The sequence below is a fragment of the Streptomyces sp. NPDC007945 genome (genome assembly GCF_042958885.1).
GTDB lineage: Bacteria > Actinomycetota > Actinomycetes > Streptomycetales > Streptomycetaceae > Streptomyces.
The window spans coordinates 524,746-550,020 of sequence record NZ_JBIBJV010000003.1; the positions used below are offsets into that span (position 1 = coordinate 524,746).

The following is a 25,275-nucleotide window of genomic DNA, read 5'->3' on the forward strand; positions in this document are numbered from 1 at the left end:
CCCCGGCCCCGGCCGCGGCCACCGACACGCCCCCTCCGCTCCGCTCCGTCCCGCTCCGTCCCGTTCCGCTTCCGCCTTCCGCCTCCTGTGCGAGAGGAGAACGATGAACCACCCTCCCGAGTCCGGGGCGTTCCCGGGCGACGGCACCGACGTCCTGATCGTCGGCGCGGGGCCAACCGGCCTGATGCTCGGATGCGAACTGCGCCGCCGCGGCGTCGACTGCACCGTCATCGACCGGGCCCCGGACGTCGACCCCCGGACGCGCGCCGTCATGGTGCACGCGGCGAGCCTGGAGACCCTCGAGGACCTCGGCCTGCGCGCCGGCCTCGAACGGCAGGGGGTGCGCCAGCGGCGCATCGCCTTCCACCTCCACCACGGCGCCGTCCACACCGTCGAGTTCGCCGGACTCGACACCCCCTACCCCTACTACCTCAACGTCCCGCAGCCCGCGGTGGAGCGGGCGCTGGCCACCGCGTTCACCGAGCGGGGCGGCCGGCTCCTCCGCTCGGTCCGCTACGAGGACCACAGGCCGGACGGACCCGGCGGTCAGCTCCTCGTCGAACTCGCCACGGGGCGCGGCGCGTTCACCGTCCCGGCCCGCTACCTGGTCGGAGCCGACGGCGCCGGCAGCGGCGTCCGTCAGCGGCTCGGCCTCGCCTTCGACGGCGTCACCTACCCGATGAGCTACCTCCTCGCCGAGGGCAGCCCCCAGCAGGCCGCCGACCCCGACACCTCGGCGATGTACGTGGGCCCCGGCGGCGCCGTCTCGTTGCTGCCCCTGCCCGGCGGCCTCGTCCGCATCGCCGGCCCCGCCGCCCCCGAACTCCTCGGACGCGACGAGGGGGTCACCGCCGCCGCGTTCGCCCGGGCCGTCGACGCGCTGGGCTTCGGCGCCACGCTCCGCCTCGCGCGCACCGACCGGCTCGCCCACTACCAGGTGCACGAGCGGCTCGCCTCCGTCTTCCACAGCGGCCGGACCGTCCTCGCCGGCGACGCCGCCCACCTCAACTCGCCCGCCGGCGGCCAGGCCATGAACACCGGCTTCGCCGACGCGAGCGCCCTGGCCTGGCGGCTGGCGGCCCTCGTCGAGGGCCGGGCCGGCGACGGCGTCCTGGCCGACTACGCCCGCGAGCGCCGCCACGCCGCCGCCGAGGTGGGCCGGGCCACCAGCGCCCTGGGCCTGCTCCAGGCCATGCGGGAGGCGACCACCCAGGACCTGCGGCAGCGCGTCCAGGAGAGCCTCGCCGGATACGCCGAGGCGTGGAGCCAGCTCTACACCACCTACGCCGAGCGGCCCGCCGCCGCGCTGCCGCGCCGGGAGACGTACCAGCTCGTCCCGGGCGCCCGCGTGCCCGGCCACGTGCCCCACCCGGACCGGCCCGTCGCGCTGTTCCGCCCCGGCGTCCACCCGGAGGCGTACCGCGGGGTGCTCCCGGCGGGCACCCGCGGCCTGACCCTGTCCACCCGCCAGTCCGCCTGGCTGCCCGCCGGGGCGGACGCGGTCCTGGTCCGCCCGGACCGCCACGTCGCGGCCGTCCTCGGCCCGGACACGCGCCGGCCGGACGGCACACCGGATCACCGACGAGAGGAGGTGGCCGCGTGAACCGGGCCACCCGGACCACCCCCGAGACCGAGGTCGTCACGATCGCCGGCACCGGCAGCCACCTGCCCGCGCGCGTCGACGTCGAGAAGGCCGCCGAGGCGTACGACGTGGACGGAGAGGGCGACCGGATCCGCGCCACCGGGTACGCCACCGTCTGCGCCGAGGACACGCTCTACCCGGCCGACATGGCGCTCCGCGCGGCCCGCGACGCCCTGAGCGCCGCCCGCGTCGAGGCGTGGGAGCTCGACCTGGTCGTGATCACGTCCATACACCGCCACGGCCACAAGCGGCTGTGGGCGCCGGCCTCCTGGCTGCAGTCCGAACTCGGCTGCCCGCAGGCCCTGCCGCTCACCGTCAACCAGGGCTGCAACGCCCAGATGCTCGTCCTCGACATGGCCGCCGGATTCCTCCGGGGGCGCGGGCGGGGCACCGCCCTGGTCGTCGCCGCCGACCGGTTCGGCTCCTCCGGGTTCGACCGCTACACCGCCGACTACGGCATCGTCTACGGTGACGGCGCGGCCGCCGCCGTCCTCACCTCGGAACCGCCGACGGGCGAACGCCGCGGCGGCTGGCGGATGCTCGCCCGGCACACGGTCAGCGCCCCGCACCTGGAGGGCCTGCACCGCGACGAGGCGCCCGCGCCCGAACGGCCCGAGCTGCTGGCGGCCGAGCACGACGTCCGCGCGGCCAAGCGGCGCTACCTGGCCGAGCGGGGCAAGGACCAGCTGCGCGACAGCACCCGCGCGGCGGTCCGGGAGATCCGCGCCGCGCTGCTCCCGGACGGCGACGACCCGGCCCTGCGGCACGTCGTCTACCCCAACCTGGGGCTGCCGCTGCTCACCGAGAACTACTTCCCCGAGTTCCCCGGAGGCCGCGACCGGTCCCTGTGGGACTTCGGCCGCACCGTCGGCCACCTGGGCACCGGCGACCAGATCGCCGGTCTGCACCACCTCACCGACCAGGGCGGGACGGCCCCCGGGGACCGGGTGCTCCTGCTCGGCGCCGGCGCCGGGTTCACCTGGACCGGCGCGCTCCTGGAGCGGGCCGCTTGAGCCCGGCCCCGGCCCCCGGCACCGCCCTCACCGAACCGTTCCCTCCCGAGAACCACGTCACGTCCCATCCCATGACAAGGCAGGTTCCTTCCATGACCGCAACGCTTCCCGAGGCGCCCGAACTGAGCTACGCGCGCACCGTCGACCGCGGCCTGGTGCACCGCGACTCGGTGGGCGAGGTGTTCCTCACCGACCTGAAGCCGGTCGACGAGACCGGCTACCTCGCGGGCGCCCAGCTGCCCCGCTCGCACGCCTACTACGGCGACCACCTGCTGCGCCCGAGCATGTACGACCCGGTGCTGCTCCTGGAGGCCTGCCGGCAGTCGGCCCTGGCCGGCGCGCACGCCTTCTACGGGGTCCCCACCGGCCACAAGTTCATCCTCACCCACCTGCGCATCCACCTGACGCGCCCGGAGCGGATCGTCGTCGGCGCGGCGCCGTGCGCGATGACCCTGCGGGTCACCGTCTCCGGCCACCGCAGGCGCGAGGGCCTGACCACCGGCCTCGACTACGACATCGACATCGACGTGCGGGGCACCGTCATCGGCCGGGCCTCGGTCGGCCTGCGGTTCAAGTCCCCCGAGGACTACCTGGCGTTGCGGCTGCGCAACCGCGACGGCAAGGCGCTGCCCAGCTCGGACGCGTACCCGCACACGGGCCGCGGGGGCTCGGTCGAGCCGTACCGCGTCGGCCGGAAGAACAGCGACAACGTGGTGATCGACCACGCCACGCGGGAGGGCGCCGCGGCGGAGGCGCTGCTGCGCGTCCCCGGCGACCACCCGAGCATGTTCGACCACCCGCAGGACCACCTGCCCGGCATGGTGCTCGCCGAGGCGGCCCGCCAGCTCGCCCTGTTCGGGGCGCTCGAAGTGCACGGCATGTCCCCGTCGCGGACCTTCCCCACGGACCTGTCGGTGGTCTTCAGCCGCTTCGGCGAGCTGGAGCACACCACCGAGCTGTCGGCGGAGGTCGGCGAGGTCCTCCGGGCCGACCGCGACGCCGCCACCGGGGCGTACTACACGCAGGGCGGCGTGGTGGAGCTGGGCGAGGACGACGGCGAGGGCGACCGGGCCGGCGTGGACCAGCTGCGGGTGCGGGTCGACGCCCGGCAGGACGGCGAGTCGATATGCCTCTTCAGCCTCAGCTTCTCCCGCCTCGGGGACCTGGGCTGATGGCGGGCGGGAGCGCCCGTCCGGGGGCGGCCTTCTTCGACGTCGACGAGACGCTCGTCCGGACCAAGAGCATGTTCTCCTTCCTCCGCTTCCACCTGGCCCGCCGCGGCGAGCCGGACGGCACGTACGACCGCCTGACGGCGGGACTGCACCGGGACGCGGCGCGCGGCGTCCCCCGCGCGGAGATCAACCGCGACTACTACCGGCTGTACGCGGGCGAGCGCCGGGCCGAGCTCGCCGAGACCGGCCGGGCCTGGTTCGACGCGCTGCTGTCCGGCGGCGACGTCTTCCTGCGGGAGACGGTGGCCCGGCTCGAACGGCACAGGCAGCGGGGCGAGTTCGTGGTCCTGCTGTCCGGCTCCTTCCACGCCTGCCTCGACCCGGTCCGCGACCACCTCGGGGCCGACTGGGCGATCGGCACCCGCCCGGTGGTCCGGGCCGGCGTGCTCACCGGCGAGGTGGTCACCCCGATGATCGGGGACGCCAAGGGCCGGGCGGCGCGCGCGGTCGCGGCCGTGCGCGGACTGGACCCGGCCGCGTGCACCGCCTACGGCGACCACGCCTCCGACGCCGACCTGCTGGCCTTCGCCGGGAAGGCGGTCGTGATCGGCGACGACCCGGTCCTCGCCGAGCATGCCGCACGGCTGGGCTGGGAACGTCTGGCGACGGCCCCGGCCGCCGCCCCCGCCCCGGAACCGGCGGCGAGCGGCATCCGATGAGCTTCCATCCACCCTCAGGAGAGGCCATGCACAATCCGATCGGGATCGTGGGCACCGGCTCCCGGCTGCCCGAACAGGTGGTCGGCAACGAGGAGATAGCCCGCACCGCGGGCGTCTCCGACGAATGGATCGTGCGCAAGACCGGCATCCGGGAGCGCCGCAGGGCGGCCCCGCACGAGGCCACCTCGGACCTCGCCGCCGAGGCCGCGCGGGCGGCCCTCGCCCAGTGCGGCATCGACCCGGAGGACGTGTCGTACCTCGTCGTGGCCACGTCGACGCCCGACCACCCGCAGCCCGCGACGGCCGGCATCGTGCAGGACCTGATCGGTGCGCGGCGGGCGGCCTGCTTCGACATCAACTCGGTGTGCAGCGGCTTCGTCTACGGCCTGTCCGTCACCGAGCGGATGCTGCGCGCGGACGGCGGCGACGGGTACGGCCTCGTCATCGGCGCCGACATCTACTCCCGGATCCTCGACTACTCCGACCGCAGGACGGCGATCCTCTTCGGCGACGGCGCGGGGGCCGTCGTACTGGGGCCCGTGCCCGCGGGGCGCGGGATCCTGCGGACCGACCTGCGCACCGAAGGCGGCGCGCACGGCCTGATCAGCGTGCCCGCGGGCGGCAGCCGGCGGCCCGCGTCGGCCGAGACCCTGGAGGACGGCGGGCACTTCTTCCGCATGGACGGGCGGGGCGTGCGCGAGTTCGTGAACGAGCGGCTGCCCGCCGCCGTCCGCGCCCTCCTGGAGCGCTCGGGCACCCGGAGCGAGGACATCGCGCACCTCGTCCCGCACCAGGCCAACGGCGTCATGCTGGCCGAGGTCCGGCCCCGGCTCGGGCTCGGCGCGGCCGCCATGCACCTGTCCCTGGAGCGGTACGGCAACACGGGCGCCGCGTCCGTGCCCGTCACCCTCGACGAGGTGCACCGCGCGGGCCTCCTCGACGAGGGCGACCTGCTGGTGCTCACCGCGTTCGGCGGCGGGATGTCGCTGGGGTCCGCCCTGGTGAGCTGGGCCGCGACGGCGCACGCCGGGGCCGCGTCCGCCCCGGCCGGCGCCGCGCGACCGCTCGCCGAGCGGAGCAGGGGGCTGATCCCCCTGCTCCCGGCTGGCCTGTAGACCCGGGGCCGCCCCCGGTCGTGCCCTCCCGGTCCGTACGCGCGTACGGACCGGGAGGGCACCGTCACGTGCGCCTCAGGCCGGGAGCCAGCCCTCCGCCGCCGCCAGCGCCAGCGCCGCCTCCTCGAAGCGCGCGACCACCGGCGCGAGCGGGCCCTCCGGCAGCGCCAGGTGGATCCGCTGCGGCGGCGCGTCCTCCAGCGGGACCCAGCGCAGCCAGTCCGCCAGCCCGTCCCGGGAGGTCTCCGACACCAGGCCGATCGCCTGCCCGTCGCGCAGCGGCCGCTGGGTGGGGTCGAAGGCCATCGGCCGCTCCACCAGTTCGGGGCGCGCCCCGGCCCGGACGAACATCTCGACGAGGGCGTCGTACGCGGACGGGTTCGCCTCCCGGGCGTGGACGAGCACGGGGTACGCCGCCGCGTCCGCCAGGCGCGCCGACGCGGCTGTGGCCAGCGGGTGGTCCTCGGAGACCAGCAGCCCCTGCGCCGCCTCGCGCAGCAGCGGGGTGCGCACCCCGTCGACGGGGTGCGAGGCGCGGACCACGCCCGCGTCCGCGCGGCCCTCCCGGACCGCCTGCGCGATGGCCGGCGTCGGCGTCATCTCCGCGCTGACCCGGATCTCCGGATGGCGCTCCGCCAGCGCCTCCACCAGCTGCGGCACCGTCCCGTACCCGGTGGTCGCGCCGTACGCGAGCCGCAGCAGCCCCCGCTCGCCGCGCCCCGCGCGCCGGGCCGCCTCCCACACCTCCTCCAGCGCCTCCAGGGCGGCCGGGCCGCGTTCGAGCGCGGCCCGGCCGGCCTCGGTGAGCTCGACCGTCCGGGTGGTCCGGGTGAGCAGCCGGACGCCGAGCCGGCTCTCCAGGAGGCGGATCTGCGCGCTCAGCGCGGACTGCGCGATGTGCAGCCGTTCGGCGGCGCGCGTGAAGTTGCGTTCCTCGGCGACCGCGAGGAAGTAGCGGAGCAGCCGGGCGTCGGGAGTCACCGGCCCAGGCTAAGCGCCGCCCCCATTCATCACCAGGGCCTCTGAATCCATCGTCACCCGGTCTTTCCCTCACCCGGCCGCCCGTTCCTAGCGTGGGGGCATGACCCTCACTCCTCTTCCCGAGGCCATCCGCGCCTACGTCGGCACCCCCGAAGGACCCGAACTGCGCAAGGTCCCCCTGCCCAGCCCGGCGCCGGGCGAAGTCCTGGTGCGCGTCGGCGCGTTCTCCGTCAACCGCGGCGAACTCCGCCTCTTCGCCAAGCGCGCCGAGGGCTGGAGGCCCGGCCAGGACCTGGCCGGCGTCGTCGTCCAGGAGGCCGCAGACGGCACCGGACCGGCCGTCGGCACCCGGGTCGCGGCGATGGCCGACTTCGGCGGCTGGGCCGAGTACACCGCCGTCCCCACCGACCGGCTCGCCCCCGTCCCCGAGGGCGTCGCCACCGCGGCGGCCGCCACCCTCGGCGTGGCCGGCCTGACCGCCCTGCGCGCGCTGCGCCGCGGCGGACCCCTCCTCGGCCGTCGCGTGCTGATCACCGGCGCCAGCGGCGGCGTGGGCTCCTTCGCGGTGCAGCTCGCCGCCGCCGAGGGCGCGGAGGTGACGGCCCTGCACGGCAGCCGCCGCGCGCTCGACCTGGCCGCGCTCGGCGCCCGCCACGTGATCACCTCGCTCGACGAGGCCGAGGGCCCCTTCGACCTCGTCCTGGAGTCCGTCGGCGGGGAGGTCCTGACCGCCGCGCTGCGGATGCTCGCCCCCGTCGGCCACTTCGTCCTCCTCGGCACCTCGTCGGGGCGCACGGCGGCCCTCTCCATCTCCTCCTTCGTCCCGCACGCCCGCCAGACCCTGCACCCCTTCTGGGTGTTCGGCTCCGGAGAGTCCGTCGCGGAGGACCTCGGCCTGCTGCTGCGCACCATCCGCGACGGGCGGATGCGGCCCGTCGTGGCCCGCACCGAGGGCTGGGAGCGGCTGCCCGAGGTGATGACGGCCCTGCGGGAGCGGCGGCTGGCGGGCAAGGCGGTCCTCCTCGTCGGCGGCGCGTCGTGACCGCGCCCGCCCCCGCCCGCATCGCCGTCGTCTCGTCGGGCTTCGCGGCCTCCACCGGCCGCCGGGTCGCCGGCCACGCCGCCGACCGGGGCCACGACGTGCGCTTCGTCGACGACGTCGAGGACGCCACCGCCCTGCGGGCCGCGCTGCGCGACGCGGACGCCGTCGTCCTCGTCCCGAAGCGGGGCGACCCCTCGCGCCACACCGAGCACGCCACCCGGCTGGTCCTCGCCGAGGCCGCCGCCCGCCCGGCGCCGCCGCACCTCGTGCTGCTGAGCTCCTTCGCCGTCGGCCACGGGCCCGCCCACCCGCTCAACCGGACCGGCGCCACCCTCCTGCCCGCGCGGATCGCCGCCGAGCGGGCCCTGCGCGCGGGGCCCGCGCCCTACACGATCGTCCGGCCCACCTGGATGACCGACGATCCGGCCGGCTCGCACGCCCTGACCCTGACCCAGCATCCGCGCACCGACGGGATGATCTCCCGCGCGGACCTCGCCGCCGCCATGGTCGCCGCCGTGGAGGAGCCGTCCGCCCGCGGCACGACCTTCGCCCTCTTCAACGAGCCGGGCGAGCCGCTCACCGACTGGGACGCGGCCTTCGCCGGGCTCCGCCGGGACACCGAGGACGCCGGCGCCGACCCCGACCGGGAGGAACCGTCATGACCGCCCTGCCCGCCGCCCAGCACGCCTGGGAGGACACCTTCCTCCACGACGAGGAGGGACGCCCCCTCGCCCCGCGCTTCCACCGGCTGCTCCTCCTCGACCTCGCCGGCGGCGCGCCCACCCCGGCCGACGCCGGCCGGCTGGAGTCGGCGCTGCGCACTCTGGAGAGCGAACTCCCCTACGGGCCGCAGGGGTTGCTGACCTGCCTGGGCTGGGGCCCCGGCTACTTCGAGGCGTACACCGGCGTCCGGTCCCCGGTGAACCGGCCCGTCCCGATGGCGCGCTGGGAGAACCCGCGCCTGGAGTCCTACGACGCCTGCCTGCACCTGGCCGCCGACGACGAGGACACCCTCGCCGAGGTCACCGGCCGGCTCTTCGGCGACGGCCCCCTCGACCAGCGGGACCGGCTGCGGCTGACCGAGGTCCGCACCGGGTTCGTCGGCCGCGGTCTGCCCGCCGCCCGCCGCCCCGGCTCCGGCATACCCGACCGCGCGCCGCTGATGCTCGGCTTCCACTCCGGGCTGCGCGGGAACCAGGCCCCCGAGGAGCGGATCTCCGTCGCCTCCGGCCCGCTGCGCGGCGGCACCACCATGCACGTCAGCTACATCGAGCTCGACGTCGACAGCTGGTACGAACAGGACGCCGACACCCGCAGCGCCCTCATGTACTCGCCGCGCGTCGGCGCCGACGAGGCGGAGAAGCTGGTCGACGACGCGACGAGCGACGCGGACAGCCTGCCGCGGGTGGCCGCGGACCACGGCCGCGTGGGCCACGCCCAGGCCACCGGACGCGCCCGCCTCGCCGGGGTCCCGCGCATCAACCGCAGGGACTTCGCGACCCTGGACCACGGGGTGCCCGGGACCCACTTCGTGTCCCTGCAGCGCACCATGGAGGACTTCAACGCCACCCGGGCGACGATGAACGCGGCCGACGCGCCGACCCACGACGGCCGCATCGGCGTCCGGCGCCGCAACGGCATCAACGCCTTCATGGAGGTCCGCAGCCGCGCCACCTTCGCGGTTCCGGTGCGCCGGGACCGCGCCTTCCCGTTCCTGGCGGACGCCCGCTGAGGCCGCGGCGGGCCGGCCCCGGGTCCCGGGCGGGCGGGCGCGCCGGGGCCGGACGGCGGGGATCCGGCATCCGTTAGAGTCGTGCGGAACCTCAGGGAGGGGCTCCCATCCGCATGCCCGGCACGTCCGCGAACAGCGCCGTCACCCGCAGCACCCTCAGCCGGCAGATCGCGGACGCGCTCCGTGACGAGGTCCTCGCGGGGCGTCTCCAGCCGGGCCAGGAGTTCACCGTCAAGCAGATCGCCGAGCAGTACGGCGTCTCCGCCACCCCCGTCCGCGAGGCCCTCGTCGACCTCTGCGCCCAGGGCCTGCTCGACTCCGACCAGCACCGCGGCTTCCGCGTCCACCGCTTCTCGGTCGCCGACTACCGGCAGCTGGTCGAGGCCCGGATGCTCGTCGCCGACGGCCTCTTCCGCGGCCACACCCCCCGGGCCCGGGCGGCGCTCCCCGAGCCCGACCCCGGCGTCGGGGTCGTCCTGGTGTCGATCCGCCGCCGGGGCGAGGCCGCCGCCCGCGCCGCCCTCGCCGGCGACCTGGACGTCCTCATCGGCTACGACCTGCGGTACTGGCGCGAGCTGGCCCGGCTCGTCGCCCGCAACGAACCCATCGCCGACTTCCTGCACCGCCTCCGCGTCCAGGCCTGGGCCTTCTCCGTGCCCCACCTGCGCGCCGAGCGCGCCCTGCACGGCTGGCTCTGGTCCGGCCACGTCGACCTGATCGACGCCGTGACCCGCGGCGACGCGGAGGCCGCCATCGGAGTCGTACGCGCCTACAACGCGCACGCCCTGGAGTGGGCGGACCGCCTGGAGGCCCGGCTCGGCCGGTGAGCCGCCGCCGGGTTGAGGCCGCGCTTCCCGGGGCAGGCCTCCCTCGGGTGGGCGTCGTCGGCGCCGCCGACTACCCTGGCCCTCCCCGGAACTGACGGAGAGCGAGCCTCCCTTGGCCTGTGACCTGTGGTTGGTCCCCCTCGTCGACGTGCTGTGCCACAGCCCCGACAACCCCTTCGCCGAAGACCTCGCCGCCTATGACGCCGTGCTGAGCGCCGCCGGCCAGCCGACCGTGCCCGTGTACGCGTACATGCCCGGCCTCTCCGGCGACGTCGCCCCGGTCGCCGGCTTCGACTACGAGGCCCTGCACTTCCTGCGCCGGGCCTATCTGCTGGCGATCTGCGGGCTGCCGGTCGAGCCGGTCGGCGAGCTCGGCGGGGACTACGAACAGCTCCTGGAGATGTTCGAGGCGACCGCCCAGCAGTCCCACCTGGTCTGGCACTACGACCACGCGGGCGCCTACGTGCCGGTCGACTTCCCGGTCCCGCTCTCCAACGACGAGCTCCTGGAGGGCGGCGGTCCGCTCGGCTCCTCCTACGGGCTGCTGCGGGAACTGGAGTTCGTCGCCCCGGCCCTCGGCATCGACCCGATGAACCCCCCGGCCGCCCCGGCCCCGCCCGCCCGGCCCACCGAGCTGGAGGAACCCGCCGCCCCGATGCCGTACGACGACGGCCCCTTCGCCCGCGAGCGGCACGTCTGGCTCGGGCTGCACGCGGCGGCGACCCGCAGCCTCGCCCAGGGCTCGATGATCATGCTCAGCTGACCACCCCGGCACCCGCCCCGGGGACCCTCAGCGGGTCTCCGGGGGACGCTGGCGCGGCATGTTCGGCCGGGTGCCCGGCGGCAGCGGGAAGCGCCCGGACGGGTGCGCCGCCTCCGGGCGGGCCGGTACGACCCCGACCGACTGGAGCGCCAGCGGCGCCGGGCCGGAACGGAACTCCACCATCCAGTCCGCCGTCTCCGCCCGGACCAGCTCCGTGATGTCCTCCGAGAAGCGCCGCAGCACCCCGAGACACCGCTCGGCCGCCTCGCTGGCGGTGCCCTCCGTCGGCCCGAGCACCTCCCGCACGCTCTCCGACGCCCAGTCGAACTGGAGGGCCTGGAGCCGGCGCTGCACCGCCTGCGCGGTCGCCACGTCCCTTATCCATCCCGAGGTCAGCCCGAAGTACCGGTCGCAGGCCATGCAGGCGGCGCCGAGCAGCAGCGACAGATAGCCCCAGCCGGCCGTGCCCTCGGCCACCCCCGTCAGGTCGAGCAGCGGCAGCGCGGCCCCGGCGATCACGCCCAGCGCCGTGCCGACCCGCAGCACGCGGGCGGCGCGGCGCTTCCACACCCGGTCCGAGAGGTACCACTCGGCGGTGCGCAGGGCGCCTGCCTCCACCCACCGGTAGAGCTCGTCGAGCCGCTCCGCGGGCTCGCCCCAGTCGCCCAGGGGGAAGGGCTTCCCCGTCAGATCTCTGTGGACGTCTTCCCCGGGCTGCCCCGGCGGCTGCATCTCCGGCTGGTGGCTCACCGGGGGACTCCTCTGTTCAGCCCAGCGTTCGTGTCGCTCGTGTCCTTCTGTGACGTGCGGTGCACGTGGTGCCTGCCCTTCCTACCGCCGAATGGTGGGCGGCGGGCCCGGAATCCCGGGATTTCCGCCCGCAAGAGGGTGTTGATCAGGTAGAGGAGCCCGCAGTTTCTCACCCGAAAGAGTTGTCGCGGCAGGGCGGTCCGCGACCACGTAGGCTCAGAACACCGGCACCAGACGTGACCGGGCGACCTTCGACCCACGAGGAGTGACCGTGATCCCCGGTGGCGGCCAGCCCAACATGCAGCAGATCCTCCAGCAGGCGCAGAAGATGCAGCAGGACCTCGCCCGCGCCCAGCAGGAGCTCGCCGCGACCGAGGTCGAGGGCCAGGCGGGCGGCGGCCTCGTGAAGGCCACCGTGACCGGCTCCGGCGAGCTGCGCGCCCTGGTCATCGACCCGAAGGCGGTGGACCCCGAGGACACCGAGACCCTGGCGGACCTCGTCGTGGCCGCCGTCAAGGCCGCGAACGACAACGCGCAGCAGCTCCAGCAGACCAAGCTGGGCCCGCTGGCGCAGGGCCTGGGCGGAATGCCGGGCCTGGGCTTCTAGCGGGCACGCCGAGCCACTACCGTAAGAGGGCAAGAGCACACCCGGAAAGGGCGTTCCGTTGTACGAAGGCGTGGTCCAGGACCTGATCGACGAGCTGGGCAGGCTGCCCGGCGTCGGTCCCAAGAGCGCGCAGCGGATCGCCTTCCACATCCTCCAGGCCGAGCCGACGGACGTGCGCCGGCTGGCCCACGCGCTCCTGGAGGTCAAGGAGAAGGTCCGGTTCTGCGCGGTCTGCGGGAACGTGGCACAGCAGGAGCAGTGCAACATCTGCCGCGACCCGCGCCGGGACCGGACCGTCATCTGCGTGGTCGAGGAGCCGAAGGACGTCGTCGCGATCGAGCGGACCCGCGAGTTCCGGGGGCGGTACCACGTCCTCGGCGGCGCGATCAGCCCGATCGAGGGCGTCGGCCCCGACGACCTGCGGATCCGGGAGCTGCTCGCCCGCCTCGCGGACGGCGAGGTCACCGAGCTGATCCTGGCGACCGACCCGAACCTGGAGGGCGAGGCCACGGCCACGTACCTGGCGCGGATGATCAAGCCCATGGGGCTGAAGGTCACCCGGCTCGCCAGCGGCCTCCCGGTCGGCGGCGACCTGGAGTACGCCGACGAGGTGACGCTCGGCCGTGCCTTCGAGGGGCGGAGGCTGCTAGATGTATGACGACCGGGCGCGGGAGGACCGGGCCGGTGCCGGTGAGCTCTCAGGGAGGCTCCTCGATGTCTGACCCCACGCTGCACTCCATCACGCAGAACCCCGACGACTTCGCCGTCCAGATCGCCGACTCGGTCGAGAGCTTCATCGTCGCCACGACCGAGGTCGCCAAGGGGGACGAGCCGGACAGCGCGGTGCCCTTCCTGCTCCTGGAGATCTCGCAGCTGCTCCTCGCCGGCGGCCGGCTCGGCGCGCACGAGGACATCGTCCCGGACGAGCGGTACGAGACGGACACGGGCCCGGAGCCGGACGTGGACGACCTGCGGGAGCGGTTCGCCGCGATGCTGGACCCGGTGGACGTCTTCTCCGAGGTCTTCGACCCGTACGAGCCCCGCAAGGCCCCCGTCCCGGCGCGCATCTCGGACAACCTCGCGGACATCGTCGCCGACCTCCGCCACGGCCTCGCCCACTACCGCGCCGGCCGCACCTCCGAGGCGCTGTGGTGGTGGCAGTTCTCCTACTTCTCCAACTGGGGCCCCACCGCCTCGGCCACCCTCCGCGCCCTCCAGTCCCTCGTCGCCCACGTCCGCCTCGACCAGCCCCTGGCCGCCCTCGACGGCCTGGACACCGACGAGGACCTCACCGAGGACGACCTCGCCGAGGAGGCGGGCCGGGTCATGCTCCAGGAGATCGCGGGCCCGCTGGGCCTGCGGGGCCGTCCTTCGGGCGCGGGCAAGGAGTTTTGATCATTCTCTGAGCACGGTGTCTCAGGATGCGGTACCAGGTCGGTGTTTTTCGGTCGCTCGTTAGACTGAGCCGACCGCAGCGCGGGCTGCGGCACCGACCGAGCGAGGAGCGCACGTGGGCCTTGTCGTGCAGAAGTACGGAGGCTCCTCCGTTGCCGATGCCGAAGGCATCAAGCGCGTCGCCAAGCGGATCGTGGAAGCCAAGAAGAACGGCCACCAGGTGGTCGTCGTGGTTTCCGCGATGGGCGACACGACGGACGAGCTGATCGATCTCGCCGAGCAGGTCTCTCCCATGCCTGCCGGACGCGAGTTCGACATGCTGCTGACCGCCGGAGAGCGGATCTCCATGGCCCTGCTGGCGATGGCGATCAAAAACCTGGGCCACGAGGCCCAGTCGTTCACGGGCAGCCAGGCGGGTGTCATCACCGACTCGGTCCACAACAAAGCGCGCATCATCGATGTCACGCCGGGCCGGATCCGCACCGCCCTCGACGAGGGCAACATCGCCATCGTCGCGGGCTTCCAGGGCGTGTCCCAGGACAAGAAGGACATCACCACGCTGGGCCGCGGCGGCTCGGACACGACGGCCGTGGCGCTCGCCGCCGCGCTCGACGCCGAGGTCTGCGAGATCTACACCGACGTCGACGGCGTCTTCACCGCCGATCCGCGCGTCGTGAAGAAGGCGAAGAAGATCGACTGGATCTCCTTCGAGGACATGCTGGAGCTCGCCGCCTCCGGCTCCAAGGTGCTGCTGCACCGCTGCGTGGAATACGCGCGCCGCTACAACATCCCGATCCACGTCCGCTCGTCCTTCTCCGGACTCCAGGGCACGTGGGTCAGCAACGAACCGACAGGGGACAAGGTGGAGCAGGCCATCATCTCCGGTGTCGCCCACGACACCTCCGAGGCGAAGATCACCGTCGTCGGCGTCCCGGACAAGCCGGGCGAGGCCGCGGCGATCTTCCGGGCCGTCGCGGACGCCGAGATCAACATCGACATGATCGTGCAGAACGTGTCGGCGGCCTCCACCGGTCTCACCGACATCTCCTTCACCCTCCCCAAGGCCGAGGGCCGCAAGGCCATCGACGCCCTGGAGAAGGCGAAGACCGCGATCGGCTTCGACTCGCTGCGCTACGACGACCAGATCGGCAAGATCTCCCTCGTCGGCGCCGGCATGAAGACCAACCCGGGCGTGACCGCGGACTTCTTCCGCGCCCTGTCCGACGCGGGCGTCAACATCGAGCTCATCTCGACCTCCGAGATCCGCATCTCGGTCGTCACCCGCGCCGACGACGTCAACGAGGCCGTGACCGCCGTCCACACGGCCTTCGGCCTGGACAGCGACTCGGACGAGGCCGTCGTCTACGGCGGCACCGGGCGCTGATCCACCGCCCCGCACTCCCCGCGCCCGGCCGCGTCCAGCGGCCGGGCGCAGCCGCGCATCCGATTGTGGTGGCTTCGTAGGATCTGTGAACATCCTGTGAGCAATTCGGCGCCATAACCCCCTTGAACTGCGGTGATGCGGTGTCGGACGATGCTCTTCCCCCGTGCTGCAACTAGGAGTTGGGCGGGGCGCGTCTCCGCGTTCACCCACCAACGTGAAGCGGTCACGCGAAGTAACGGGGCATTGGGGGAGAACGGTCGCGCATGAGGACGAACAGCCCACCGCCGAGAAACGCGGTGCACGCGTACAACCATTCCGGGGGAACACGAGTCAAACAGGCGTGGCAGACGTACTCGACATTCCCGCGGTCTCCCCGCTGCGCGGGGTCCGCACAGCCGTGCTCCCCCTGCGGGGCCCCGGCGCCGGCGGCGTGCCCGGACGCGCCGCCGCGCTCCGGCCGCAGGGACGCCCGCGCCCGCTCGACGGTCCTGCGGTGAGCACCGCCGTGTCCACCGAATCCCGCGCGCGCGTCAGCGGCATCCCGGCGCCGCGCAAGGCCGCCGACGGCCCCGTCGCCGGCGCCGGCACCACCGTCGACCACCTCACCGAGACCTACCGCGCCCACTACCGGTCGCTGCTCGGTCTCGCCGCCCTCCTGCTCGACGACACCGCCTCCTGCGAGGACGTCGTCCAGGAGGCCTTCATCCGCGTCCACTCGGCCCGCCGGCGCGTCCGCGACCCCGAGAAGACCCTCGCCTACCTGCGCCAGACCGTGGTCAACCTCTCCCGGTCCGCGCTGCGCCGCCGCATCCTCGGCCTCAAGCTGCTGTCCAAGCCGATGCCGGACATGGCCAGCGCCGAGGAGGGGGCGTACGACCAGCTGGAGCGCGACGACCTCATCAAGGCGATGAAGGGCCTCCAGCGCCGCCAGCGCGAGGTCCTCGTCCTGCGCTACTTCGCCGACATGACGGAGGCCCAGGTCGCCGAGACCCTCGGCATCTCGCTCGGCTCCGTGAAGGCGTACGGTTCGCGGGGCATAGCCGCCCTCCGCGTCGTCATGGAGGCCAAGGCATGAGCCGCGAGCACGAGGACGACGCGGTCCCCGAGGCGCGGGACGGCCACGGCGACGGCGAGGAGCGCCACGACCCCGACGAACGCAGCGGACGCGGCGCCGAGCAGGCCCGCGTCGGACGTGACGACCTGAGTGGACGACTGATGATGGACTTCGAGCCCGGCCCCGGTGAGGACGAGGGGGAGGACGAGCTCGCGCTGCGCCGCCTGTTCCAGGGCGCCGTCTCCGGGCTCGAACCGTCCGCCGACACCCTCGACCACCTGCGCCGCGCCGTGCCCGCCCGGCGCGCCCGCAAGCGCCAGGCGCTCGTCGGCGCCGCCGCGGCGGCCGTCCTCATCGGCACCGCCGTCCCCGCCTTCCTCCACGTCGCCGGCTCCCCCGGCCTCACCGCCGCCAACCCGGCGCTCGCCGGCCACGGAGAGCAGGCCCAGGGGGGGACCGGCGCCGAGGCCGAGGGTGACGACCCGGCCTCCACCAAGGCGCCGTCCACGAAGGTCTCCTCGACCACCGGCCCCACCGAGGGCGCCACCGACAAGGGCGAGGCCCGGCCGGACCCGACGGGCAGCCGGTCCGGCGCGGGCTCGGAGCCCGGCTCCGCGGCCGGCTCCGTGCCGACCTGCGGCCCCGGCACGCTCCGGTCGGGCGGCGGGTACAACAGCGGCGCCGACTCCACCGGCGTCGTCTACGGCGGCTTCACCATCGTCAACGGCTCCGGCTCGACGTGCCGCGTCGAGGGTTCCGGCCTGGTCTCCCTCTCGGCGAGCGGCGCCGCCGACCCGGGCCGGATCTCGGTCGTCCGTCACTTCGACGGCGATCCGGCGACCGGCCTGCCCTCCGCCTCCGCGGACGTCAAGCCCCTGGTGCTCAAGGCGGGCGCCTCTTACCAGGTGAAGTTCGCCTGGGTGCCGTCCGCGAGCTGCTCCACCGACGGCGGCGGGGCCACCCCGACCGCGCCGACCGAGCCGACCGAGGTCCCCACCGAGCCGACGCCCACGCCGACCGAGCCCACCCAGGTCCCGACCGAGCCGACGCCCACACCCACCCCCGACGGGGAAGGCGCCGCCGGCGGCGGCACCGAGACCGGCGGCGGCACCGGGACGGGCACGGACGCCGGCACGGACTCCGGCCTGACCACCCAGCTCCTGCGCGCCGAGCCGGCCGCGGGCAGCGTGGCCGTCAGCTACACCGCGGAGCCGGGCGACCCGACCGTCACCACGGTCCTCGACGGCGCCTGCGCCGGCACGCTCTACCGGACGGGCATGCTCAAGGGCTGAGGACCGTACCGCGAAGGGGCCGGGGGACGAACTCCCCCGGCCCCTCCGCCGTGGCCTTGACCGTGCCCGTACGGGCATCTCTGTCCGTGCCGGTGCCGGACCGGACCCGGGCCGTCAGTGCTCCGCCAGGCCCAGCTCCGCGTCGCGGGCCGCCTCCGCCTCCCGGCGCAGCAGCCGGAACCACATGAAGACGACGAAGCCGGCGAAGACGAACCACTCCGCGGTGTAACCGAGGTTCTGGAAGGACTTCGCGTCCAGTCCCGTGCCCGCCGCCGCGACCGCCGGCACCGGCGTCAGCCCGGCGGGGGAGTCGGTGAGGGTCACCCAGGCGTCGTACACGTCGTCGTCGACGACGTTCACCAGCGAAGCCGCGCTGATCATGCCGAGCTGCCCCTCGGGCAGCCCGCCGGCCGCCCGCACGCCCTTCGTCCCCTGGGTCTCCGAGGCCTGGAGGGCGCCCACGACCGTCACCTCGCCGGACGGCGGCTCCGGGGCCCGCTCGCCCGCGGGCAGCCAGCCCCGGACGACCGGCAGCGACCGTCCCGCGTCCGTCCGCAGCAGCGTCAGCACATACGAGCCGGGCCTCCCGTCCAGCTCGCGGTCCGGCACCAGGAACTGCTCCCCGTACCGGCCCCGGGCCTCGGCGGCGCGGCCGGAGGTCTCCTTGTCCACCGGCAGCAGCGACGCCAGCGGCTCGGCCTGCCGCGCGGACGCGGCCGGCTTCCGCTCGGCCTCCTGGTGGGAGTCGACGCGATCCTCGAACTTGCCCAGCTGCCAGGTCCCCATGAACACGCAGAACGGGATGGCCAGCAGGACGAAGAGATTGATCCCCCACCAGCGGGGGGTCCTCAGGAACCGGTACACACCCCCACGGTACGGGGACGGCCCCGGGCCCCCCTCAGGCGGCCCCGCTTTGGGCACGGCCCGGCCGCCGGCACCAGGCTTCCGGCCCGAGGCTCCCCTGCGTCCGGTCTCCGACGTCCGGCGTCGGGCCCCCCTGCGTGAGGTCCCCCGACTCCCGGCGTCCGGCGTCGGGCTCCCCGGCTTCCGGCTCACCCCGCGGGGCACCCGGCGTCCGGCGTCGGGCCGAGCCCGAAGGGGCCCGTACCGCCGGGAGGCGGCTCAGGCCTCCGGGCGCACGTGGTGCGTCCTGAGGCCGTCGGGGCCGAGCACCTGCGCCCCGATCTTGTACGTGCGCAGGCTGACCGCCGTCCCCGTGATCCGCAGCGCCGGCGCGCCGCGGACGAGCCGCGCCGTGATCTCGTGGAGCTCCTCCACCGAGGCCAGCCACATCGCGAGGGCCAGGTTGTGCGGCCCGGTCACCGAGGTGATCACCTGGGTGCGCCGCAGTCGGGCCAGCGCCGCCACCGTCACCGCCTCGTCCTGCGGCGCCAGCTGCGCCGTCACCATGGCCCACACGGGACGCCCGGAGAAGCGGGGCGCCGGCTGGCAGTGGTGGTGGAGCGCGCCGCCCGCCGACAGGACCTCCAGGCGGCGCCGTACCGTCGACTCGCTGGTGCCGCACTGCCGGGCCAGCTCGGCGGCGCTCCGGCGGGCGTCGCCGGCCAGCTCCGCGACCAGCCGCCGGTCCAGCTCCGTCACCTGCGGGGCCTGGCCGGGGTGGACCGGCCCACGCGCGCGTGCCGCGTTCTGCCGCTCCAGGGCGCCGAGCTCGGTGAGGAGCCGGGCCTGCGCGGGGCTGAGCTGTTCGAGTCGGGAGCGGTAGGGGCGGTTGTGCATCCGGGTGACGACCTGGGTGCGGGCCCGCAGCACGCCGGGCAGCCGGCGCACCCGGCCGGTGACGTACGCGTCGAGGGCCGGCAGGTCGGGCGCGATCAGCAGCACGATCAGATCGGCGCCGCCGGTCACCGCGTGCACCCCGAGGGTGCCGGGGTCGCCGGACAGCTCGACCGCGGTGGCCTCGGAGCTGTCGGCGGTGCACTCCAGCTCGATCCAGGCGTACAGCGCGGCCTCGCCGCCGCGCCGGGCTATGAGGAGCGAGGTCCAGGCGTACCCGCCGGCGGTGAGGTGGTCCCAGCGGCGCGCGAGCGTCTCGGGACCGGCGCCGAGGACGGTGGACAGCTGGGTCCAGCTCGCTCGGGGGAGGATCTGGAGTGCGTGGATCAGTGACATGTCCGCCTCTCCCAGGACGGATTCCCCGCTCCGCATTTTCCTCCTTGGCCGATCACCCGGAAAACCTTGGCCGTGAGTCCGGGGCACCCCAGGATGTGGACCGGGGCATAGGCATTCAAGCCGCCTCGGCGCTCGTCGGCCACGAAACGGCCAAAAGTCACAGTGACGACATCCGGCAGTGACGAGACCCTGCGGAGACGGCCGGCCGGAGAGGCGCAGAAGCGGAGAAGGGGAACGCGCGGCGGATGACGACGATGGGGCGAGCGCCGGGGGAACCCCCCGAGTACCAGGTGCTGTGGGGCGAGCCGGTGGGCTGCGGTCAGCTGGCCGCGGCCGAGGAGGGCTACGCGGCCGCCGGGCCCGCCGAGCGGCTGCTCTGGGAGCGGCTCTCCGTCTTCGAGGGCGCCTTCGACGCGCGGGCCGTCGAGGAGGTCTGCGGATACGGGGCGCTGTCGCTCGTGGACGTCGGCGCCGTGCTCGACCGGCTGGCGCGGCTGGCACTGCTGCCGGTGGACGACCGCTTCGACGGGGAGGACGGCGGGCCGCGCCACTGGATGCCGCACGCGATGCGGGCCGTCGGTGCCCGGCGGCTGACCGCCCGGGGCGACCGCTGGATCGTGATCCTGCACCACCGGAGGTGGTGCGTCCAGGTCGCCCGGCGGGCCGCCGAGTGGTGGCAGCGGGGCCGGCAGGTGGACGCCCGGGACCTCGCGCTGCGCGAACTCCCGGACCTGGCCGCCGCCATGGACCCGACGACGGCGCCGCTCGCGCCGGGCGACGAGGCGGGGCCGGCCGTGGAGATCGCGGTCTCGCTGTGGTTCCTGTGGGTCTCCTGCGGGCGGGTCGCGGAGGGGCGGACCCGGCTGCGGCACGCCCTGTCGCTGCACCCGGGCCCGCCGCCCGCCCGCGCGCTGTGGCTGGCCGCCTTCCTGGAGCTGGAGTCGGGGCGCCCCGAGGACGCCGACCCGCTCCTCGTCCAGGCGTGGGCGAGCGCGGTGAGGGACGGGGACGAGCGCTGTCTGGGACTCCTCGCCCATCTGCGCGGCGCGATCGCCCTCTACCAGGGGCGCACCCGGGCGGCGGCGGAGGAGTTCCGGGAGGCGCTGGAGCAGATCGGGGACGCCCCCGACTTCGGGCCGACCCGGGAGGCCTGCTGGGCGGCGCTCGCGCTCTGCCACAGCCGCACCGACCCGGAGGCCGCGCAGGAGGCGCTCGACCAGCTGGAACTGGACGGGGCGGGGCGGCGGACCTGGGTGGGCCGTGACCTCTTCGCCGACGCCTGGGCCGACCACGCCCGGGCCGAACTCCTCGCCTGGGACGGGGAGCCGACCCGGGCCGCCGAGCACGCCCGCCGGGCGCTGCGCGAGCACCTGCGGCTCGGTTCCGCCGTCGGCGCCGCCTGCGCGGCCGAACTCCTTGCCCGGGTCAGGCTGATGGACGGCCGACCCGACCGGGCCGCCCATCTCCTGGGCGCCGTCGACCTGTTGAGGAACTCCGCCTTCGACACCTCCTACCGGCCGGGGCGGTACTGCGCGGTGTCCCGGGCCCGCAGCGACGAGGCGCTGCGGGCCCTGCTCGACGACCCGGAGCTGCGGGAGGCGTACGAAGAGGGCGCGCGGAAGGGGCTGTTCGCGCTCTCCCGGGAGCGGTGACTCACCCGTCCGGGGTGGGGACGGCCGGCCCGCCGGCCTGTTGTCCACAGCTTCGTCCGAGGTCTGCTCGGGCGCGGGGCCGGCTGCCTACGATGGCGGCATGATCGCTTTCGCGGTGTCCGCCCTGTTCGCCCTGCTCTTCGGGGTCGGTGTGCTGCGCGACCGACGCCGCTTCGGGAACGCGGTGTACCTCGGTCTCGCCGTCACCTTCCTCGGCCTCGGCCTGCTCTCGGCCGTCGACCACCTGCCACCCGGCCTGACCGAGACGGTCCTGGTCCTGCTCCTGCTGGTCCTCGGCCTGGGGCCGCTCGTCCTCGCCGGGCTGCTGTGCGCCAACGGCGTCGAGATGATCCGCAAGGAGGGCAGCCGTCCGGCCAACCTGCTGTCGCTCCTGGCCGGCCTCGCGATCCTCGGCGTGCTGGGGCTGATGGCCGCCGCCGTCCTCACCCACTCCCGGGTCCTCGGCGTCGTCGCCGTCACCCTGCTCCTCGTCCTGGGGTACGTCTCCTTTCTCTTCGTCTGCTTCGTGGGGTACGCCTTCCTGTACGGCCGCATGCGGCTGCGCAGGGACGCGGACTTCGTGGTGGTCCTCGGCTCCGGGCTGATCGGCGGCCGGCGCGTGCCGCCGCTGCTCGCGAGCCGGCTCGACCGGGGCCGCGAGGTGTACGAGCGGCTGGCGGCGCGCGGCACGGGCGCGCCGCCGCTCCTGATCACCTCGGGCGGCCGGGGCCCCGACGAGGAGCTGCCGGAGTCCCACGCCATGGCCGGTTACCTGGTGGAGCGGGGCTTCCCCGAGGACCGGATCCTCCGCGAGGACCGCTCCCGCACCACCGAGGAGAACCTGCTGTTCAGCAAAGAGCTGATGGAGGCGGAGCGGCCGGGCGCCGCCTGCGTGGTCGTCACCAACAACTTCCACGCCTTCCGGGCCGCGCTGATGGCCCGGAAGGCCGGGGTGGACGCCCAGGTGGTGGGCTCGCCGACCGCCGCGTACTTCTGGCCCAGCGCCACGCTCCGCGAGTTCGCCGCGGTCTTCCTGGAGCACCGCGCGGTCAACCTCTCGGTCTGCGCGGTCCTGGTGGCCGTCGGCGCCCTGGGGCTCGCGGTCACGGGGTGACGCCGGGGGGCGGAGGGGGAGGGCAGGAAGGGGGGAGGGAGGGGGAGGGGAGGCCCCCCGGGCGGCGCCGGAGGGGCGGGGCGGGCGCGGCGTCCCTAGGCTGGAGGGACGGAGGTGTCCGAGGGCGCCGGCGGAGGCGTCCCGGAGCCCGCCGCGGAGGTGACCCCATGAGGCGACGCCACCACTTCCACATCGACTACCGGGGGCATTCGGTCACGGCGACGGTGGAGACCGGTCTGCGGCCGGTGGTCGAGGTGCTCGTCGACGGCAAGGAGACCGGGCACGGGGAGATCCGGGGCGACCGGCCGGTGTCCGTCCCGATCGAACTGCCGACGGATCCGCCGACGCGGGCGACGGTGCGCGCCGCCCCGGGGCCGGACGCGCCCCGCTGCCTCCTGGCCGCCGAGGGCGATCCGGACGAGCACGTCATGGCGCCGCGGCCGTACTGAGCACGGGTCGGCGGGGCCGGGTCAGGAGAGCCAGGCCATGCCGATGAAGAGGAAGACGACGAAGGCGACGATCCCGGCGACGGCGGCCGTCTTGCGGGGCCGTCGGCGGGACAGCTCGGCGAGCGCCCCGCCGGTGGATCCGGTGTTCCCGGTCCGCTCGGGCACGCGGCGCCGGGACCCGGCCACCGGGGCGGAGACGGCCGTCGCACCGGCCGCCGGGCCGGGCGGCGGGGTGCGCGGGCCGGAGGGCCGCGGCGCGGGCAGGGGGGCGGGCGCGGGCGCGTGGGCGGTGTGCGCGGGCCGGGCGTGCGGCGGCGGGGTGTGGGCCGGCGGGGGAGTGTGGACGCTGCCCGGCATGGCGGGGGCCGCGGGCCGGGGCGCGTACTCCCGCCACGCGCCGGAGCCGAACCAGTCGGCGATGGCCTGTGCCGGTGGGCGCTGCTCGGGCTGCTTGGCCAGCAGGCTCAGCAGGTACGCCTCGAAGGCGGGCGTGAGCACGACGCCGAGCCGGCTCGGCGGGGTGGGGGCGCTGTCGATGTGCTGGTAGAGCAGCGCGGTCGCGGTGTCGGCGCGGAACGGCGGGTGCCCGGTCAGCAGCTGGTAGAGGACGCAGCCGAGCGAGTAGACGTCCGAGGCGGGGGAGGCGGGCTTGCCGAGGGCCCGCTCCGGAGCCAGGTACAGCCCGGTGCCGACGATCTGCCCGGTCGTCGTCAGCCCCGCGGAGGGGTCGTCGACGAAGCGGGCGATGCCGAAGTCGGCCAGCTTCACCGTGCCCTCGGCGTCCATGAGCAGGTTGCCGGGCTTGATGTCGCGGTGGACCACGCCCTGCCGGTGGGCGGCGGCGAGCCCGGCGGCGGCGTGCGCGGCGACCACGGCGACCCGCTCGGCGGGCAGCACCAGGGGGTTCGACGGGGAGGAGCCCAGGCTGTCGCCCTCGACCAGCTCCATCACCAGGAAGAGCTTGCCGTCCCAGGTGCCGAAGTCGAAGACGCCGACGACGTGCGGGTGGCTGAGCCGGGCGGCGGTCTGCGCCTCCAGACGGAACCGGTCGGCGCCGGAGGGGTCGGTGGACTGCGCCAGCATCAGCTTGACGGCGACGGGCCGGCCGAGGACCTCGTCGGTGGCCTGCCACACCTCGCCCATGCCGCCACGGCCGATACACCCGTGAAGCCGATATCGGTCCGCGACCAGCACCAGGAGACGCCCTTTCGACAATCGATCACTTGACGGCAGAGGACCAGGGTAGAGCCGCCCCGGGCGCGTGCTCGCCGCGCTCCCCCCGAAGCGGAACCACGACCGGTCCGGCGGGGAACCGCCGCGCGACCGCCGTCGTACGCACGGACGCCCGGGAGGGCCTCCGGGGTTCCGGAAGCCCCGCGTTTCCCTCGTCCCGGGCCCTCCGGGTTCCTTCCGGGTTCCACGGGGGTTCCCGGAGGGTGAACAATGGGTGCCGTGCGGCCGGCGGGCGCCGGCCCGCACGCGAGACCCGACCCCGAACCTGGAACGGAGTGGACCGTGGCGCGACCGAGAGTGGGCGTGGCGGTACTGACGATGGGCACCCGCCCCGCCGAGCTTGGCGCGCTGCTCGACTCGGTGGCGATGCAGGACGAGCCCCCCGCCCGGGTCGTCGTGGTCGGCAACGGCACGGGTTCGCTGCCCGCCCTCCCCGAGGGCGTCACCGGCGTGGAGCTGCCCGAGAACCGAGGGGTGACCGGCGGGCGGAACGTGGCCATCGACACCCTCCGCTCCTTCGGCGACGTGGACGTCCTCGTCGACCTCGACGACGACGGCCTGCTCGTCGACACGGACGTCTTCCGCCGTCTGGCCGACCTGTACGAGACCGAGCCGAAGCTCGGCGTGGTCTCCTTCCGGATCGCCGACGAGACGGGCGAGACGCAGCGCCGGCACATCCCCCGGCTCGGCGCCAAGGACCCGATGCGCGGCGGTGAGGTCACCACCTTCCTCGGCGGCGGACACGGCCTGTCGATGCCGATGCTGGACCGGATCGGCGGCTGGCCGGAGGACTTCTTCTTCGCGCACGAGGAGACCGACCTGGCCTGGCGCGCCCTCGACGCGGGCTGGCGGATCCGGTACGAGCCCGAGCTGCTGCTCCAGCACCCGAAGACCAGCCCGGCCCGGCACGACGTCTACTACCGGATGACCGCCCGCAACCGCGTGTGGCTGGCGAAGCGGAACCTCCCGGCCCCGCTGGTCCCGCTCTACCTGGCGGTCTGGATCCTCCTGACGGTGGCCCGCACCCGCTCGGTCCGCGGCCTGCGCTCCTGGTTCGCCGGCTTCGCGGAGGGCCTGAAGGCCCCCGCGGGACCCCGCCGGCCGATGCGCTGGTCGACGGTCCTGCGCATGACGAAGCTGGGCCGCCCGCCGATCATCTGACGGCGCCCGCTCCCGGCACCCGGCGCCTGCTCCCGGCACCCGGCG

General features: G+C 74.9%; 25 protein-coding genes. 20 read left to right on the top strand and 5 right to left on the bottom strand.

Annotated elements, in window-relative coordinates; genetic code table 11:
* Nucleotides 1-103: 103 nt before the first annotated feature.
* From ACFZCF_RS13240 to ACFZCF_RS13260, 5 genes are all read left to right on the top strand, one after another.
* Nucleotides 104-1,603 carry an FAD-dependent monooxygenase gene (locus ACFZCF_RS13240; protein WP_391286579.1) on the top strand — a complete coding sequence of 500 codons (1,500 nt, stop codon included), beginning with the start codon at nt 104-106 and terminating at the stop codon, nt 1,601-1,603.
* The gene (locus tag ACFZCF_RS13245; RefSeq protein WP_391286580.1) at nt 1,600-2,655 is read left to right on the top strand and encodes a 3-oxoacyl-[acyl-carrier-protein] synthase III C-terminal domain-containing protein; all 1,056 of its coding nucleotides are present in this window, start codon (nt 1,600-1,602) and stop codon (nt 2,653-2,655) included. The genes ACFZCF_RS13240 and ACFZCF_RS13245 overlap by 4 nt, the downstream gene beginning before the upstream one ends.
* 92 nt (nt 2,656-2,747) lie before the next feature.
* The gene (locus ACFZCF_RS13250) at nt 2,748-3,827 is read left to right on the top strand and encodes a ScbA/BarX family gamma-butyrolactone biosynthesis protein (RefSeq protein WP_388443072.1); all 1,080 of its coding nucleotides are present in this window, start codon (nt 2,748-2,750) and stop codon (nt 3,825-3,827) included.
* Nucleotides 3,827-4,546, top strand: a complete 720-nt coding sequence (locus ACFZCF_RS13255) for an HAD-IB family hydrolase (protein WP_391286581.1) — start codon at nt 3,827-3,829, stop codon at nt 4,544-4,546. The genes ACFZCF_RS13250 and ACFZCF_RS13255 overlap by 1 nt, the downstream gene beginning before the upstream one ends.
* A gap of 26 nt (nt 4,547-4,572) precedes the next feature.
* Nucleotides 4,573-5,661: a 3-oxoacyl-ACP synthase III family protein gene (locus ACFZCF_RS13260; RefSeq protein ID WP_388443077.1), complete on the top strand. Its 1,089-nt coding sequence runs from the start codon at nt 4,573-4,575 to the stop codon at nt 5,659-5,661.
* Between the two features lie 75 nt (nt 5,662-5,736).
* On the opposite strand, the gene ACFZCF_RS13265 is transcribed toward ACFZCF_RS13260, so the two are convergent.
* Nucleotides 5,737-6,642: a LysR family transcriptional regulator gene (locus tag ACFZCF_RS13265; RefSeq protein WP_388443080.1), complete on the bottom strand. Its 906-nt coding sequence runs from the start codon at nt 6,640-6,642 to the stop codon at nt 5,737-5,739.
* A 100-nt stretch (nt 6,643-6,742) separates the two neighbouring features.
* On the opposite strand from ACFZCF_RS13265, the gene ACFZCF_RS13270 reads away from it, so the two are divergent.
* The 5 genes from ACFZCF_RS13270 (at nt 6,743) to ACFZCF_RS13290 (ending at nt 11,006) form a co-directional block, all read left to right on the top strand.
* Complete coding sequence (locus ACFZCF_RS13270) at nt 6,743-7,684, top strand: zinc-binding dehydrogenase (RefSeq protein ID WP_388443083.1); 942 nt, start codon at nt 6,743-6,745, stop codon at nt 7,682-7,684.
* Entirely contained in the window at nt 7,681-8,346 is a 666-nt protein-coding gene (locus tag ACFZCF_RS13275) for an NAD(P)-binding oxidoreductase (protein ID WP_388443086.1), read from the top strand. Before ACFZCF_RS13270 ends, ACFZCF_RS13275 begins: the two co-directional genes overlap by 4 nt.
* Nucleotides 8,343-9,416 carry a hypothetical protein gene (locus ACFZCF_RS13280; protein WP_391286582.1) on the top strand — a complete coding sequence of 358 codons (1,074 nt, stop codon included), beginning with the start codon at nt 8,343-8,345 and terminating at the stop codon, nt 9,414-9,416. Before ACFZCF_RS13275 ends, ACFZCF_RS13280 begins: the two co-directional genes overlap by 4 nt.
* Nucleotides 9,417-9,529: 113 nt before the next feature.
* Entirely contained in the window at nt 9,530-10,243 is a 714-nt protein-coding gene (locus ACFZCF_RS13285; RefSeq protein WP_391286583.1) for a GntR family transcriptional regulator, read from the top strand.
* A gap of 112 nt (nt 10,244-10,355) precedes the next feature.
* Nucleotides 10,356-11,006 carry a hypothetical protein gene (locus ACFZCF_RS13290; protein ID WP_388443094.1) on the top strand — a complete coding sequence of 217 codons (651 nt, stop codon included), beginning with the start codon at nt 10,356-10,358 and terminating at the stop codon, nt 11,004-11,006.
* A gap of 27 nt (nt 11,007-11,033) precedes the next feature.
* On the opposite strand, the gene ACFZCF_RS13295 is transcribed toward ACFZCF_RS13290, so the two are convergent.
* Nucleotides 11,034-11,738 (bottom strand): SLATT domain-containing protein, encoded by a 705-nt coding sequence (locus ACFZCF_RS13295; RefSeq protein ID WP_391286676.1) that lies wholly within the window; start codon nt 11,736-11,738, stop codon nt 11,034-11,036.
* 289 nt (nt 11,739-12,027) lie between these two features.
* Here ACFZCF_RS13295 and ACFZCF_RS13300 point away from each other — a divergent pair, with 289 nt between their 5' ends.
* The 6 genes from ACFZCF_RS13300 (at nt 12,028) to ACFZCF_RS13325 (ending at nt 17,488) form a co-directional block, all read left to right on the top strand.
* Entirely contained in the window at nt 12,028-12,363 is a 336-nt protein-coding gene (locus ACFZCF_RS13300; protein ID WP_384666151.1) for a YbaB/EbfC family nucleoid-associated protein, read from the top strand.
* A gap of 58 nt (nt 12,364-12,421) precedes the next feature.
* The gene (recR, locus tag ACFZCF_RS13305; protein ID WP_388443098.1) at nt 12,422-13,021 is read left to right on the top strand and encodes a recombination mediator RecR; all 600 of its coding nucleotides are present in this window, start codon (nt 12,422-12,424) and stop codon (nt 13,019-13,021) included.
* Nucleotides 13,022-13,077: 56 nt separating this feature from the next.
* Nucleotides 13,078-13,758: a DUF5063 domain-containing protein gene (locus tag ACFZCF_RS13310; RefSeq protein ID WP_359533288.1), complete on the top strand. Its 681-nt coding sequence runs from the start codon at nt 13,078-13,080 to the stop codon at nt 13,756-13,758.
* A gap of 115 nt (nt 13,759-13,873) precedes the next feature.
* Nucleotides 13,874-15,142: an aspartate kinase gene (locus ACFZCF_RS13315; RefSeq protein ID WP_360602561.1), complete on the top strand. Its 1,269-nt coding sequence runs from the start codon at nt 13,874-13,876 to the stop codon at nt 15,140-15,142.
* A 538-nt stretch (nt 15,143-15,680) separates the two neighbouring features.
* Complete coding sequence (locus ACFZCF_RS13320; RefSeq protein WP_388443530.1) at nt 15,681-16,217, top strand: SigE family RNA polymerase sigma factor; 537 nt, start codon at nt 15,681-15,683, stop codon at nt 16,215-16,217.
* On the top strand, nt 16,214-17,488 hold the full coding sequence (locus tag ACFZCF_RS13325; protein ID WP_391286584.1) for a hypothetical protein: 1,275 nt from the start codon (nt 16,214-16,216) through the stop codon (nt 17,486-17,488). Before ACFZCF_RS13320 ends, ACFZCF_RS13325 begins: the two co-directional genes overlap by 4 nt.
* 114 nt (nt 17,489-17,602) lie before the next feature.
* Here ACFZCF_RS13325 and ACFZCF_RS13330 read toward each other — a convergent pair whose 3' ends face one another.
* The gene (locus tag ACFZCF_RS13330) at nt 17,603-18,352 is read right to left on the bottom strand and encodes an SURF1 family protein (protein WP_388443105.1); all 750 of its coding nucleotides are present in this window, start codon (nt 18,350-18,352) and stop codon (nt 17,603-17,605) included.
* Nucleotides 18,353-18,610: 258 nt separating this feature from the next.
* Nucleotides 18,611-19,621 carry an AsnC family transcriptional regulator gene (locus ACFZCF_RS13335; protein WP_391286585.1) on the bottom strand — a complete coding sequence of 337 codons (1,011 nt, stop codon included), beginning with the start codon at nt 19,619-19,621 and terminating at the stop codon, nt 18,611-18,613.
* A gap of 254 nt (nt 19,622-19,875) precedes the next feature.
* Here ACFZCF_RS13335 and ACFZCF_RS13340 point away from each other — a divergent pair, with 254 nt between their 5' ends.
* From ACFZCF_RS13340 to ACFZCF_RS13350, 3 genes are all read left to right on the top strand, one after another.
* Nucleotides 19,876-21,273, top strand: a complete 1,398-nt coding sequence (locus tag ACFZCF_RS13340) for a tetratricopeptide repeat protein (RefSeq protein WP_391286586.1) — start codon at nt 19,876-19,878, stop codon at nt 21,271-21,273.
* 100 nt (nt 21,274-21,373) lie between these two features.
* Nucleotides 21,374-22,387 (top strand): YdcF family protein, encoded by a 1,014-nt coding sequence (locus ACFZCF_RS13345; protein ID WP_388443114.1) that lies wholly within the window; start codon nt 21,374-21,376, stop codon nt 22,385-22,387.
* A 167-nt stretch (nt 22,388-22,554) separates the two neighbouring features.
* A complete protein-coding gene (locus tag ACFZCF_RS13350; RefSeq protein WP_388443117.1) occupies nt 22,555-22,836 on the top strand; it encodes a hypothetical protein in 282 nt (93 codons plus the stop codon).
* Between the two features lie 21 nt (nt 22,837-22,857).
* On the opposite strand, the gene ACFZCF_RS13355 is transcribed toward ACFZCF_RS13350, so the two are convergent.
* On the bottom strand, nt 22,858-24,030 hold the full coding sequence (locus ACFZCF_RS13355) for a protein kinase (protein WP_391286677.1): 1,173 nt from the start codon (nt 24,028-24,030) through the stop codon (nt 22,858-22,860).
* A 321-nt stretch (nt 24,031-24,351) separates the two neighbouring features.
* On the opposite strand from ACFZCF_RS13355, the gene ACFZCF_RS13360 reads away from it, so the two are divergent.
* A complete protein-coding gene (locus ACFZCF_RS13360; protein ID WP_388443123.1) occupies nt 24,352-25,230 on the top strand; it encodes a glycosyltransferase family 2 protein in 879 nt (292 codons plus the stop codon).
* The last annotated feature ends 45 nt before the right edge of the window (nt 25,231-25,275 follow it).